The sequence below is a fragment of the Streptomyces sp. cg40 genome (assembly GCF_050320165.1).
Lineage (GTDB): Bacteria > Actinomycetota > Actinomycetes > Streptomycetales > Streptomycetaceae > Streptomyces > Streptomyces hokutonensis.
In genome coordinates, this window is record NZ_CP190128.1 from 6,443,489 (window position 1) to 6,457,086 (window position 13,598).

General features: G+C 71.1%; 13 protein-coding genes. 8 read left to right on the top strand and 5 right to left on the bottom strand.

Going from position 1 to position 13,598, the window contains the following annotated elements; genetic code table 11:
* The first annotated feature begins 64 nt into the window (after window positions 1–64).
* From ACQHII_RS29020 to ACQHII_RS29035, 4 genes are all read left to right on the top strand, one after another.
* Complete coding sequence (locus ACQHII_RS29020) at window positions 65–1,204, top strand: 5-(carboxyamino)imidazole ribonucleotide synthase (RefSeq protein WP_427922036.1); 1,140 nt, start codon at window positions 65–67, stop codon at window positions 1,202–1,204.
* A complete protein-coding gene (purE, locus tag ACQHII_RS29025; RefSeq protein WP_427922037.1) occupies window positions 1,201–1,740 on the top strand; it encodes a 5-(carboxyamino)imidazole ribonucleotide mutase in 540 nt (179 codons plus the stop codon). Before ACQHII_RS29020 ends, purE begins: the two co-directional genes overlap by 4 nt.
* 14 nt (window positions 1,741–1,754) lie before the next feature.
* Complete coding sequence (locus ACQHII_RS29030) at window positions 1,755–2,933, top strand: dipeptidase (RefSeq protein WP_427922038.1); 1,179 nt, start codon at window positions 1,755–1,757, stop codon at window positions 2,931–2,933.
* A gap of 130 nt (window positions 2,934–3,063) precedes the next feature.
* Entirely contained in the window at window positions 3,064–4,206 is a 1,143-nt protein-coding gene (locus tag ACQHII_RS29035) for a dipeptidase (RefSeq protein ID WP_427922039.1), read from the top strand.
* An 8-nt stretch (window positions 4,207–4,214) separates the two neighbouring features.
* On the opposite strand, the gene ACQHII_RS29040 is transcribed toward ACQHII_RS29035, so the two are convergent.
* Together ACQHII_RS29040 and ACQHII_RS29045 are read right to left on the bottom strand one after the other, a co-directional pair.
* Window positions 4,215–4,592: a VOC family protein gene (locus tag ACQHII_RS29040; RefSeq protein WP_427922040.1), complete on the bottom strand. Its 378-nt coding sequence runs from the start codon at window positions 4,590–4,592 to the stop codon at window positions 4,215–4,217.
* Between the two features lie 14 nt (window positions 4,593–4,606).
* The gene (locus tag ACQHII_RS29045) at window positions 4,607–4,972 is read right to left on the bottom strand and encodes a VOC family protein (protein WP_427922041.1); all 366 of its coding nucleotides are present in this window, start codon (window positions 4,970–4,972) and stop codon (window positions 4,607–4,609) included.
* Between the two features lie 84 nt (window positions 4,973–5,056).
* Between ACQHII_RS29045 and ACQHII_RS29050 the strand changes: the two genes are divergently transcribed.
* Window positions 5,057–5,557, top strand: a complete 501-nt coding sequence (locus ACQHII_RS29050) for a CGNR zinc finger domain-containing protein (protein ID WP_427922042.1) — start codon at window positions 5,057–5,059, stop codon at window positions 5,555–5,557.
* Between the two features lie 669 nt (window positions 5,558–6,226).
* Here ACQHII_RS29050 and ACQHII_RS29055 read toward each other — a convergent pair.
* Window positions 6,227–7,570 (bottom strand): UDP-glucose dehydrogenase family protein, encoded by a 1,344-nt coding sequence (locus tag ACQHII_RS29055; protein ID WP_427922043.1) that lies wholly within the window; start codon window positions 7,568–7,570, stop codon window positions 6,227–6,229.
* 177 nt (window positions 7,571–7,747) lie between these two features.
* Between ACQHII_RS29055 and ACQHII_RS29060 the strand changes: the two genes are divergently transcribed.
* Window positions 7,748–8,905, top strand: a complete 1,158-nt coding sequence (locus tag ACQHII_RS29060; RefSeq protein ID WP_266769313.1) for an acyl-CoA dehydrogenase — start codon at window positions 7,748–7,750, stop codon at window positions 8,903–8,905.
* Window positions 8,906–8,967: 62 nt separating this feature from the next.
* On the opposite strand, the gene ACQHII_RS29065 is transcribed toward ACQHII_RS29060, so the two are convergent.
* Window positions 8,968–10,263: an LCP family protein gene (locus ACQHII_RS29065; RefSeq protein WP_427922044.1), complete on the bottom strand. Its 1,296-nt coding sequence runs from the start codon at window positions 10,261–10,263 to the stop codon at window positions 8,968–8,970.
* Between the two features lie 120 nt (window positions 10,264–10,383).
* On the opposite strand from ACQHII_RS29065, the gene ACQHII_RS29070 reads away from it, so the two are divergent.
* Window positions 10,384–10,908: an acyl-CoA thioesterase gene (locus tag ACQHII_RS29070; protein WP_427922045.1), complete on the top strand. Its 525-nt coding sequence runs from the start codon at window positions 10,384–10,386 to the stop codon at window positions 10,906–10,908.
* A gap of 39 nt (window positions 10,909–10,947) precedes the next feature.
* Here ACQHII_RS29070 and ACQHII_RS29075 read toward each other — a convergent pair whose 3' ends face one another.
* Window positions 10,948–12,384 carry an LCP family protein gene (locus ACQHII_RS29075; protein WP_427922046.1) on the bottom strand — a complete coding sequence of 479 codons (1,437 nt, stop codon included), beginning with the start codon at window positions 12,382–12,384 and terminating at the stop codon, window positions 10,948–10,950.
* Window positions 12,385–12,510: 126 nt separating this feature from the next.
* Here ACQHII_RS29075 and ACQHII_RS29080 point away from each other — a divergent pair, with 126 nt between their 5' ends.
* On the top strand, window positions 12,511–13,545 hold the full coding sequence (locus tag ACQHII_RS29080; RefSeq protein WP_427922047.1) for a glycosyltransferase family 2 protein: 1,035 nt from the start codon (window positions 12,511–12,513) through the stop codon (window positions 13,543–13,545).
* Window positions 13,546–13,598: the final 53 nt, after the last annotated feature.

Consider the following 13,598-nt stretch of genomic DNA (forward strand, 5'->3'; position numbering starts at 1 on the left):
CCGGTAAAGAACGGTAAGAGGTACGGAAATCGGGCCGCCCCGGCGTGACCGATACCCTGGGGGAGTGACGTTCCCGGTAGTCGGCATGGTCGGCGGGGGGCAGCTCGCTCGTATGACACACGAGGCGGGCATCCCGCTCGGCATCAGATTCAAGCTCCTCAGTGACACCCCTCAGGATTCCGCGGCGCAGGTCGTCGGCGATGTCGTCATCGGCGACTACCGCGACCTCGACACGCTGCGTGACTTCGCGCGGGGCTGCGATGTGATCACCTTCGATCACGAACACGTACCCACCGAGCATCTGCGCGCCCTGGAGGCGGACGGCATCCCCGTGCGCCCGGGCCCGGACGCGCTCGTGCACGCCCAGGACAAGGGCGTGATGCGCGCGAAGCTCGTCGAGATCGGTGTGCCGTGCCCGAGGCACCGCATCGTCGCCGACCCGGCGGACGTGGTCGCCTTCGCGGCGGAGGGGGACGGCTTCCCGGTCGTCCTCAAGACCGTGCGCGGCGGCTACGACGGCAAGGGCGTGTGGGTCGTCGACAGTCCGGAGGAGGCCGCGGACCCCTTCCGCGCCGGTGTCCCCGTGCTCGCGGAGGAGAAGGTCGACTTCGTGCGGGAGCTGGCGGCGAACGTCGTCCGCTCCCCGCACGGCCAGGCCGTCGCCTACCCGGTCGTCGAGTCCCAGCAGGTGAACGGCGTCTGCGACACGGTCATCGCCCCCGCCCCCGACCTCGACGAGTCCCTCGCGCTGGAGGCCGAGGAGATGGCGCTGCGCATCGCCAAGGAACTCGGTGTCGTCGGCCATCTCGCCGTCGAACTGTTCCAGACCGGCGACGGCCGCATCCTCGTCAACGAACTCGCGATGCGCCCGCACAACTCCGGCCACTGGACCCAGGACGGCGCGGTCACCAGCCAGTTCGCCAACCACGTCCGCGCGGTCCTCGACCTCCCGCTGGGCGACCCGCGCGCCCGCGCCCCCTGGACCGTCATGTGCAACGTCCTGGGCGGCGACTACCCGGACATGTACTCCGCGTACCTGCACTGCATGGCCCGCGACCCCCAGCTGAAGATCCACATGTACGGCAAGGACGTGAAGCCCGGCCGCAAGGTGGGCCACGTCAACACCTACGGCACCGACCTGGCCGACGTCCTGGACCGCGCCCGCCACGCAGCCGGCTATCTGAGAGGCACGATCACCGAATGAGCTCCGTCGCAGGACCCGCCGTCGTAGGAATCGTCATGGGGTCGGACTCCGACTGGCCCGTCATGGAGGCCGCCGCGAAGGCGCTCGACGAGTTCGAGATCGGCTACGAGGTCGACGTCGTCTCCGCGCACCGCATGCCGCGCGAGATGATCACCTACGGCGAGCAGGCCGACGGCCGCGGTCTCAAGGTGATCATCGCGGGCGCGGGCGGCGCCGCCCACCTCCCGGGCATGCTCGCCTCGGTGACCCCGCTGCCGGTGATCGGCGTCCCCGTGCCGCTGAAGTACCTGGACGGCATGGACTCGCTGCTCTCCATCGTGCAGATGCCGGCCGGTGTCCCCGTCGCCACCGTCTCGGTCGCCGGCGCGCGCAACGCGGGTCTGCTCGCGGCCCGCATCCTGGCCACCCACGACGAGGAACTCCTCGTCCGGATGCGGGAGTTCCAGCAGGAGCTGAACGACCAGGCCACCGAGAAGGGCAAGCGGCTGCGCGCCAAGGTCGAGAGCGGCGCCGGCGGCAGCGGCTTCGGGAAGTGACCGGGATGACGGGGATGACGTCGCTCGACCAAGCCCGGGAACTGCTCCGCGAGTTCCCGGTCGTCGACGGGCACAACGACCTGCCCTGGGCGCTGCGCAAGCAGGTCGGCTACGACCTCGACGCCCGCGACATCGCCGTACACCAGAACGCGCATCTGCACACCGACCTCCCGCGCCTGCGCGAGGGCGGTGTCGGGGCGCAGTACTGGTCGGTGTACGTCCGCTCGGACCTGCCCGACCCGGTGCCGATGACGCTCGAACAGATCGACTGCGTACGGCAGTTGCTGGCGCGCTATCCGCAGGAGCTGGCGCCCGCGCTGACCGCGGCGGACATGGAGTCGGCGCGCGCGGAGGGGCGTATCGCCTCCCTCATGGGTGCGGAGGGCGGGCATTCCATCGCCGACTCCCTCGGCACGCTGCGGGGGTTGTACGCCCTCGGGGTGCGCTACATGACGCTCACCCACAACGACAACGTGGCGTGGGCGGACTCGGCGACGGACGAACCGGGGGTCGGCGGGCTGTCGGAGTTCGGCCGTGCGGTCGTGCGGGAGATGAACCGCGAGGGCATGCTCGTCGACCTCTCGCACGTGGCGGCCACGACGATGCGTGACGCACTGGACACGTCGACGGCCCCGGTGATCTTCTCCCACTCCTCGGCGCGGGCTGTCTGCGACCACCCGCGCAACATCCCGGACGACGTGCTGGAGCGGCTGCCCGCCAACGGCGGTATGGCGATGGTGACGTTCGTACCGAAGTTCGTGCTCCAGGCCGCCGTGGACTGGACGGCCGCCGCCGACGACAACATGCGGGCGCACGGGCTGCACCACCTGGAGACCACCGAAGAGGCGATGAAGGTGCACCGCGTCTTCGAGGAGCACCACCCGCGCCCGGTCGCCACCGTCTCCACGGTCGCCGACCACCTCGACCACATGCGCGAAGCCGCGGGCGTCGACCACCTCGGCATCGGCGGCGACTACGACGGCACGGCCTTCACCCCGGACGGGCTGAACGACGTCTCCGGCTATCCGAACCTCGTCGCGGAGCTGCTGGACCGCGGCTGGTCCAGGTCCGACCTGGCCAAGCTGACCTGGCAGAACGCGGTACGGGTGCTGGGCGCGGCGGAGGACGTGGCGCGGGACATCCGGGCGACGCGGGGGCCGTCGAACGCGACGATCGAGTCGCTGGACGGCTGAGGAACGGGTGACCGGCGCGGCGCGGGAGCGCCGGTTCCCGCGCCGTACCCCGAACGCCCCGCCCACCAGGAAGCCCCCACGTCAGCGTGCGACGGTGACCGTACTGCCGTAACGACGTACGGAGCCCGCCATGGCCGACCTCCAGGACCAACTGCACGCGCCGACCGAGGTCGGCGAGCTCGACGACTTGGTCCATGAGCCCTTTCCCGGCGGGCCCTTCCCGCCGGACAGCGCGGAACCGTACGACCCCGTCTCCGACCCGGCGGCGGCGCCCCTGGAGCGCGCGCACGCGATCCTCGCCGCGCACCCCGTCGCCGACGGCTACAGTGGGCTGCCGTGGGCGCTGCGGCACCTGCCGTGGTTCGACCTGGAGCTGGGGGAGAGTTCCGTGGACACCGATGTGCCGCGGCTGCGCGAGGGGCATGTCGGCGCGCTGTTCTGGTCGCTGCACCTGCCCGAGGGGCTGGCCGGGGACCGGGCGGTCGGCGCGACCCTGGAGCAGCTGGACCTGGTGAACACCGTGGTCCGCGCCCACCCGGAGGGGCTGCGACTGGCGTACACCGCCGGGCAGACCACCGACGTGCGCAACTGCGGCCGTATCGCCGTGCTGCTGGGCCCCGCCGGAGCCCCCGCGCTCGGCGACTCGCTGGGCATCCTGCGCTCGCTGCACGCGCTGGGGCTGCGGGTCCTCACGCTGTCCGGGGTGTCCTGGGCGAGCGAGGCGGGGCTGACCCGGTTCGGCGAGGAGGTCGTCCGCGAGATGAACCGGCTCGGCGTGCTCGCCGACCTCTCCGGCGCCTCCGAGGAGACGATCCGCCGCGCGCTCGCGGCCTCGAAGGCACCGGTGCTGTTCACCCGCTCCGCCGCCCGCACCCTGCGCCCGCACCCGGCGAACCTCTCCGACGGACTCCTCGCCGCGGTCGGCGCCGCCAAGGGCCTGTGCATGGTGCCGCTCACCGCCGAGCAGACCGGCCCGTCCGTCCGGGACGTCGCCGACCACCTCGACCACGTGCGCCGGATCGCGGGCCCGGAGTCCGTCGCCCTGTCCGGCACCTACGACGCCGGCACCGCCCACCCGCAGGACCTCGCCGACGCCTCCTGCTACCCGAACCTCTTCGCCGAGCTCCTCCACCGCGGCTGGTCCGAGCCCGACCTCGCCCTGCTCAGCTGGGGCAACGTCCAACGCGTCCTGCGCAGCGCCGACTTCACGGCCCGCGCCGCCCAGCAGCGCCGCGAGCCGTCGACGGCGAAGATCGCCGAGCTGGACGGGTAGCGCTCCGACTAGTGGTCGATCCGGCAGAGGCAGAAGGGATGCCCTGCCGGATCCGCGTACACCCGGAAGTCCTCCTCGTCCACCTTCTGCAACAGCCGCGCGCCGAGCGCCAGTACGGCGGTCTCCGCCACGTCGACCGACTCCCACGTCGACCCGGCGTCGAAGTCGAGGTGGAACTGCTGCGGCCGGTCCGCGCGCGGCCACTCGGGCGGGGTGTAGTCCGTCACCCGCTGGAAGGCGATCCGGGGCCCGTCCGGGATGTCGAGTACGACCCACTCGTCGTCGGCGGCGCGGGGCGTGCCGCCCAGGACGCCGGCGTAGAAGCCGGCCAGCGCGAGCGGGTCCGGGCAGTCGATCACGGTGGAACGGAAGCGAACGGCAGTCACGACGACCTCCTGGGTCAGCAGGCGCAGAGGCAGAACGGGTGCCCCGCCGGGTCGGCGTACACCCGGAAGCTGCGCGAACGGTCCTCGGCATCCAGCGGGGTCGCGCCCAGCTCCAGGACGCCCTTCTCGGCCGCGTCCAGGTCCTCGACGGTCAGGTCGAGGTGGAACTGCTGCGAGTCGCCGGGCGCGGGCCACTTCGGCGGTACGTGCCCCGGTGCCTCCTGGAACGCCAGCGTCTGGCCGCCGGACACCTTCAGGTCCACCCACTCCCCCTCTCCGTCCACTTCGACGGTGCCGCCCAGGACCCCGGCGTAGAACGCGGCGAGCGCGCGCGGGTCGGGACAGTCCAGGACGACGGCACCCAGCTCGGCGATGGCCATGACGGACTCCTTCGGGTTACCCATATGTGGCGTCAGCCGGTAACGGTTACCTCATCCTCCCGCATTGGAGGTAACGTCGCAAGCATGAGTGAGAGAGTTCCCGCGCCCGGCGATCTGGCCCTGATCGAGGCGCTGGTGAACACGCTGGACATCGAGGCGGGAGCCGACGCGCTGGACACGGAGGACGGCCGGGCCCCCTTCGGGCTCACGGCACACCAGGTCCCGCGAGCCCGCGAACTCCGCGAGTCGCTGCGCGCCACTCTGCTCGCCCACGCGGGCCACCCCGCGCACCGGGACGTCACCCCGCTCGGCGAACTCCTCGCGAGCGCACCGCTGTTGATCACCCTCGACGCGCACGACGGCACCGCCCGCCTCACCCCCGCCGACGCGGAACCCCTGCTCTCGCGCGTCGCGGCGGCGATCGCCCAGTCCCTCGTCGCGGGCACCTGGCCCCGCCTCAAGGCCTGCGAGGCACCGACCTGCCACTGGGCGTACTACGACCGCAGCCCGGCGGGCCGGGGCCGCTGGTGCTCGATGGCGGTGTGCGGGGCGCGCGCGAAGATGCGGCGTTACCGGGCCAAGTAGCCCTCGTCGGAGGCGACTTGAGCGGTCCCCGCGCCGAGCACAGCCCAGTGGTGCAGAATGCAGCAAGACGCCGGTCCGGCCGACTGAGCCTCGGCCGGACCGGCGTCGTCCGCCTACGCCAGCGTTGTGCGGTGGTACGCGTGAGTCGTGCGGCGGCACTGTCCATCGATCGTGCCCCAGACGGAACGACGTCGCCCCGCCGCGCTCAGTGCCCCACGTCGCGGCCCGGAGGCGTACCCCCGTGTCGTCCGTCCGGTCGGGCGTTGAGCGGTGCGGCGGCCCGTGGAACGAGCCCTGGCCGGACCGGTGTTGCCCCGCTGCCTCGGCCGGACCGTGTTGCTCCGCCCGGCGCCAGGGCCCGGCGCCGTGGTCTGGTGGCGTAGCCCCGTGTCGTCCGTCCGGTCGGGCGTTGAGCGGTGCGGCGGCCTGTCGGACGAGCCCTGGCCGGACCGGTGTTGCCCCGCTGCCTCGGCCGGACCGTGTTGCTCCGCCCGGCGCCAGGGCCAGGCGCCGCGGTCTGGTGGCGTAGCCCCGTGTCGTCCGTCCGGTCGGGCGTTGAGTGGTGCGGCGGCCCGTGGAACGAGCCCTGGCCGGACCGGTGTTGCCCTGCACCAGGGCCCGGCGCCGGGTCCCGGTGTCGTAACCCCGCGCTGTCCGCCCGATCGCGCCCTACGCGGTGGGCCGCCCCATCGCGCGGAACGTCCAGCCCGCCTTCCGCCACAGCTGCGGGTCGAGCGCGTTGCGGCCGTCGAGGACCACCCGGGCGCGTACGGCCTCGCCGAGCTCCGCCGGGTCCAGTTCGCGGAACTCCCGCCACTCCGTCAGGTGCAGGACGACATCAGCACCGCGCACGGCCTCCACGGCGGTGTCGGCGTAGCCCAGCGTCGGGAACAGCCGCCGGGCGTTGTCCATGCCCTTCGGGTCGTAGACGGTGACCTGGCCGCCCTGGAGGTGGATCTGGCCGGCGACGTTCAGCGCGGGGGAGTCGCGGACGTCGTCCGAGTCGGGCTTGAAGGCCGCGCCGAGCACGGCGACCCGCTTGCCCAGGAATGAGCCGCCGCCGAGCGCCTCGCGCGCCATCTCGACCATCTGACCGCGCCGCCGCATGTTGATGGAGTCGATCTCGCGCAGGAAGGTCAGCGCCTGGTCGGCGCCCAGCTCACCGGCGCGCGCCATGAACGCCCGGATGTCCTTGGGCAGACAGCCCCCGCCGAAGCCGATCCCGGCCCGCAGGAACTTGCTGCCGATCCGCTCGTCGTGCCCGATCGCCTCGGCCAGCTTCACGACGTCGCCGTCGGCGGCCTCGCACACCTCGGCCATCGCGTTGATGAAGGAGATCTTGGTGGCGAGGAAGGAGTTCGCGGCCGTCTTCACCAGCTCGGCGGTCGGGAAGTCGGTCACCACGAACGGCGATCCGGCCGCGACCGGCGCCGCGTACACCTCGCGCAGCAGCTTCTCGGCCCGTTCACTCCGTATGCCGACCACGATCCGGTCCGGATGCAGCGTGTCCTGGACGGCGAACCCTTCGCGCAGGAACTCCGGGTTCCAGGCCAGCTCGGCGTCCGCGCCGGCGGGCGCGTGCTCGGCGAGATACGCGGCCAGCCGGTCCGCCGAACCGACCGGCACGGTGGACTTCCCGACGACGAGCGCCGGGCGGGTGAGATGCGGGGCGAGCAACTCGAAGGCCCGGTCGACGTACGACATGTCGCAGGCGTACTCGCCGTGCTTCTGCGGGGTGTTCGTGCACATGAAGTGGACGTCGCCGAACTCCGCGACCTCGGCCCAGTCCATGGTGAACCGCAGCCGTCCGCTCGATCCCTCGATGCCGGCGACGTGCTTGCGCAGCAGCTCCTCCAGCCCCGGCTCGTACATCGGGACCTCACCCCGCTGGAGCATCGCGATCTTCTCGGGCACGACGTCCAGACCCAGCACCTCGAAGCCCAGCTCGGCCATGGCCGCGGCGTGGGTGGCGCCGAGATAGCCGGTGCCGATCACGGTGATCTTGAGGGCCATGGATGCTCCAGAAGGTCTACGGGCGGATGCGCGCCCGAGCATAGTCGGACGCTCTGACGGGCAACTTTCCCCCTGTCGCCAAGCTCACGTATCACTCCCGTGGGCGGGCCCCTAAAATTTGGGTTACTTAACGGTAATTAGCGCCGTCATCACAGCGTCCTTGGAGCGTGAGAGACCTTGGCCGGATCGGCTGACTTCGACCTGTACCGCCCGTCAGAGGAGCACGACATGCTCCGCGACGCGATCCGCTCACTGGCCGAGGCGAAGATCGCGCCGTACGCCGCAGCGGTGGACGAGGAGTCCCGCTTCCCGCAGGAGGCGCTCGACGCCCTCGTCGCGAACGACCTGCACGCCGTCCACGTCCCAGAGGAGTACGGCGGCACGGGCGCGGACGCGCTGGCCACGGTGATCGTGATCGAGGAGGTGGCCCGCGTCTGCGCCTCCTCCTCCCTCATCCCCGCGGTGAACAAGCTGGGCTCGCTCCCGGTGATCCTCTCCGGCTCCGAGGACCTGAAGAAGCGGTACATGACCCCGCTCGCCAAGGGCGACGCGATGTTCTCGTACGCCCTCTCCGAGCCGGACGCGGGCTCGGACGCGGCCGGCATGAAGACGAAGGCGGTCCGCGACGGAGACCACTACGTCCTCAACGGCGTGAAGCGCTGGATCACCAACGCGGGCGTCTCCGAGTACTACACGGTGATGGCCGTGACGGACCCCGAGAAGCGCTCCAAGGGCATCAGCGCGTTCGTGGTCGAGAAGTCCGACGAGGGTGTCTCCTTCGGCGCCCCGGAGAAGAAGCTCGGCATCAAGGGCTCCCCGACCCGCGAGGTCTACCTCGACAACGTCCGCATCCCGGCCGACCGCATGATCGGCGCGGAGGGCACCGGCTTCGCCACCGCGATGAAGACCCTGGACCACACCCGCATCACCATCGCGGCGCAGGCCCTCGGCATCGCCCAGGGCGCCCTCGACTACGCCAAGGGCTACGTCAAGGAGCGCAAGCAGTTCGGCAAGCCGATCGCCGACTTCCAGGGCATCCAGTTCATGCTGGCCGACATGGCCATGAAGATCGAGGCGGCCCGCGCCCTGACCTACCAGGCGGCCGCCGCCTCGGAGCGCGGCGACAAGAACCTCACCTTCCAGGGCGCGGCGGCCAAGTGCTTCGCCTCGGACGTGGCGATGGAGGTCACCGTCGACGCGGTCCAGCTCCTCGGCGGCTACGGCTACACCCGTGACTACCCGGTCGAGCGCATGATGCGCGACGCGAAGATCACCCAGATCTACGAGGGCACGAACCAGGTCCAGCGCATCGTGATGGCGCGCAACCTGCCGTAGCGGCGAGCACAAGAAGGGGCCCCTGGTGGACAGGGGCCCCCTTCTTCATGTCACCGGTCGCGTCAGTTGCCGGAGACCGTGACCTTCTGGTCGTTGTTCAGCTCGTTGACCAGCGTCTTGACCTTCGCCTTGTCCCACAGGAGGTTGCCGCCGGTGGAGCCGGCGAGCGGCATGTTCATCGAGGTGCCGTCGCCGCCGCTGACGCCCTTCATCGCCCAGAACATGGACGCCAGGTCCCAGAGCGACATGTCCTTGTCGACGGACAGGGAGTCCAGGCCGGCGCCGAGCGTCGGGTAGAGCTTGAAGGGGTTCAGCAGGGTGCCCGGGGTCGCCACCTGGTGGGCGAGGGCGGACAGGAACTTCTGCTGGTTCTTCGTGCGCTGGAGGTCGGAGGCGGCGAACGCGTGCCGGGTACGGACGAAGGCCAGCGCCTCCTCGCCGTTCAGCGTCTGCTTGCCCGCCTTGAAGTTCGCGCCCGAGTACGAGTCCTTGAAGCCCTTGTCGATGGTGAGCGTGACTCCGCCGACCGCGTCCACGATGTCCGCGAAGCCGTTGAAGCCGATCTCCACGTAGTGGTCGATGTGCAGGCCCATGTTGTACTCGACGGTCCGGACGAGGAGCGTCGGGCCGTCCTCCGCGTACGCCGCGTTGAGCTTGGTCTGACGGCCCGTGTTCGGGTACGTCTTGCCCGAGGTGGAGCCCACGTACGACGGGATCGTCACGTTCGAGTCGCGCGGCAGCGAGATCAGGGTGTCGCCGTTGTCGCCGACGTGCAGGATCATCATCGAGTCGGTGCGCTTGCCGGCGGCGGAACCGGTGTGCAGCTTCTTCTTCTCGGCGGCCGTCAGCCCCTCGCGGCTGTCGGAGCCGACGATCAGGTAGTTCGTGCCGTCGCCGCCCGCCGGCCGGTCGATCACCTTCGACAGATCGACGTCGCGGTTCAGCTTGGAATCGGCCCAGAAGTAGGTGCCGACGGTGGTCACGACCAGCACGGTGACCACGGTGATCGCGGTCCACTTGATACGGCGCCGCCAGTTCGGCGCCCGCCGCGGACCGCGCCCGTCGTCGGGGCCCTCGGGTCCGCCGGGGCCACCGCCGCCGTAGACCTGGCCCGTGTTGTAGCCGCTGTCGTACCCGTTGTCGTAGCCGCCCTGGCCGTAGCCGTTCTGGCCGTCGTCATAGCCCTGGCCGCCCGTGTACGACGGCTGCGGGGGGACTCCGGCGCCGTACGGCGGGGCCTGCGGGCCGCGTCGTACCTGGCGCATCACGCGTGCGCTCTCCGGCTGTGCGTTCGCGCTACCGCGTCCGTACTCGTTGCCGCGGTTGCCGCCGGACCATCCCTCGGGCCAATCGTTCATGGGGCCCAGTGTGCAGGTAGCGACCGTGCCCGATACAAGGGTCGTAGGAAAATCAGGGCACTGCTGTTGCGAAGCCAACACAAAGTCCGCAGATGTCCACCCCGACATAGGGTGGCGTCCATGACAGATCTGCCGGGCAAGCCGACGTCCGCCTCCCGGACCACCCTCAGCCACATCATGACGAACGCCGACACGAACCTGCTGGGGACCGTGCACGGCGGTGTGATCATGAAGCTGGTCGACGACGCGGCGGGCGCGGTCGCCGGGCGGCACAGCGGCGGACCGGCCGTCACCGCGTCGATGGACGAGATGGCGTTCCTGGAACCGGTCAGGGTCGGCGACCTCGTCCATGTGAAGGCCCAGGTCAACTGGACCGGCCGGACCTCGATGGAGGTCGGTGTGCGGGTCCTGGCCGAGCGCTGGAACGAGTCGACCCCGGCCACCCAGGTCGGCTCGGCCTATCTGGTGTTCGCCGCCGTCGACGCCGACGGCAAGCCCCGGGCCGTACCGCCGGTGATCCCGGAGACCGAGCGCGACGAGCGCCGCTGCCAGGAGGCCCAGATCCGCCGCACCCACCGCCTGTCCCGCCGCCGCGCCATCATGGAGCTGCGCGAGAAGCGGGCGGCGGAGGGCCTCGGCGACTGAGGTCCGCCCGCCGGCGCTGTTACAAAACGCCCCACTTCACTACGAACACCCCACCTCGTCCCCGGTCACCACCCCGAACTCGCCCTGCTGCACATCCGCCGCCCGTACCCGGGTGACCTGCCTGAAGTCGCTCCCGGCGATCACCTTCAGCAGCGGTCCCTGTCCCTGCACCGCCCGCAGCTCGCTCCCGGGCAGCGCCGCCGCGAGGGACTTCGCGGAACGGTCCCAGCGCGGGTCGTAGGCGATCACCGTCCGTCGTACGGCGTGGTCGGCGGCGCTCACCGGCTGGTGCGTCGTACGGAAGCCGGTCGCCGCCAGGGCCGCGTCGACGCGCTTGCCGAGGCCGGCGGTCGCCGTGCCGTTCTCCACCTGGACCTGGATCTGCTGTGGAGCCACGTCCACCTTCACGGCGTTCGCGCGCGGCGCCCGGTGCACGGTCAGCGGCTTGTCGTCGCGCAGGGCCTCGAAGAGCTTCGCCGCCTTCGGCTCGTCCCACTTCAGCGTGGAGCCGATGCCCTTCACGACGTATCCCATCTGTCCGATGGGCACGGTGGTGAACTCGGAGGAGGACGGGGAGAAGGAGCGCATCGCGCGGCCGAGGTCGAGGAGTTCGTCGGTGCCGAAGCCCTTGTCCGCGCGGACCGAGCCGAGCACGGCGTGGGTCACGTCGCGGAACTTCAGCGGGTTCAGCAGCACCCCGGAGGAGGTGGCCTGGTCGATCAGCGCCGCCAGGAAACGCTGCTGGCGCTTCATCCGGCCGAGGTCGGAGGCGCCGTCGACGTGCCGCGAGCGGACGTACTGGAGGGCCTGACCGCCCATCAGGGTGTGCGAGCCGGCGGGGAGATCGAGACCCGTGTAGGAGTCCTTCAGGGGTTCGGCGGTGCAGATCCTCACCCCGCCCAGCACGTCGACCGTCTTCATGAAGCTGGTGAAGTCGACCTCCATGTAGTGGTCGATCTTCACATGGGTCATGCTCTCGACGGTCTGGACGGTGAGGTTGGGGCCGCCCTCCGCATACGCCGCGTTGAGCTTGATGGGATGCGCGGGACGGCCCGCGATCCCCGGTACCTCGGCGTAGGAGTCGCGCGGCAGGCTGACCACGCTGGCCCGCTCCCGGTCCTCCGAGATGTGCACGATCATGATCGTGTCGGTGCAGTGACAGGGCGCGCCCCCCAGGTGGTACGCGCGCCGCTCCGCCTCCGTGATCCTGTCCCGGCCGTCGGTGCCGACCAGCAGGACGTTCATGCCGTGGCCCGCCCGCGGCCGGTTCTTCATGTCCTTGAAGGGGTCGACGCGGGCGATGTCCGCGTCGAGGCTGCTGACCACCGCGTGCCCGATCCCGGCGGACGCGAGCACCACCACGGACAGCGTCGTCGCCGCCCGCATGGCCCAGCGCGGCTTCTTCGGCCGTACGGGGGGCCGTGGGCGGCGCTGCGGGGGACGGGCGGCGGGGGAGCGGCGGGGCGGCGTGGGCATGGGGGACACCTCCGCGAGGGCCGTACGTGGGATCTTGAGCACCGTAGGCCCATACGATCTGATACCGCCGCAGCCGCCCGGGCGGGGCGCGTCCGTGTCCCCCGTTCGCGGTAACGTGAGCCCCCTATGAACGCCAAGCCCGACGTGCGGCTCCCCGCCGTTTCTGTGATCATGCCCGTCCTCGACGAGGAGCGGCATCTGCGCGGAGCCGTCCAAGCGATCCTCGCGCAGGAGTACGCCGGCGAGATGGAGGTCGTCCTCGCCCTCGGTCCCTCGAAGGACCGCACGGACGAGATCGCGGCCGAGCTCGTGCGCGAGGACCCCCGCGTCCACACCGTCCCGAACCCGGCCGGCCGCACGCCCGCCGCCCTCAACGCCGCGATCAAGGCCTCGCGCCATCCGATCGTCGTCCGCGTCGACGGCCACGGCATGCTCTCGCCGAACTACATCGCCACCGCCGTACGGCTCCTGGAGGAGACCGGCGCGCAGAACGTCGGCGGCATCATGCACGCCGAGGGCGAGAACGCCTGGGAGGACGCGGTCGCCGCCGCGATGACCTCGAAGATCGGCGTGGGCAACGCGGCCTTCCACACGGGAGGGGAAGCGGGTTCCGCCGAGACGGTCTACCTCGGGGTGTTCCGCCGCGAAGCCCTCGAACAACAGGGCGGCTACAACGAGGAGTTCATCCGCGCCCAGGACTGGGAGCTGAACTTCCGCATCCGCGAGGCGGGCGGCCTGATCTGGTTCTCGCCGGAGCTGAAGGTGTCGTACCGCCCCCGCCCGTCGGTGAAGGCCCTCGCCAAGCAGTACAAGGACTACGGCCGCTGGCGGCACGTCGTCGCCCGCTACCACGAGGGCTCCATCAACCTGCGCTACCTCGCCCCGCCGACCGCAGTGTGCGTGATCGCGGCCGGGATCGTGGCCGGCGCGGCCCTCACGCCCTGGGGCTTCCTGATCCCCGGCGGCTACCTCGCGGCGATCGCGCTCGGCTCCCTCCCGGCGGGCAAGGGCCTGTCCCTGAAGGCCCGCCTCCAGATCCCCGTCGCCCTCGCCACCATGCACATGTCCTGGGGCTACGGCTTCCTCACCAGCCCCAAATCCCTTGCGCGCAGGGTGATCGCGTCCCGGCGGCCCGCGGTCCTCAGCCCGTCCAACAGCTGAGCACCGCCACAGAGAACGACGGCCCGGACCACGACCAGTCGTGGTCCGGGCCG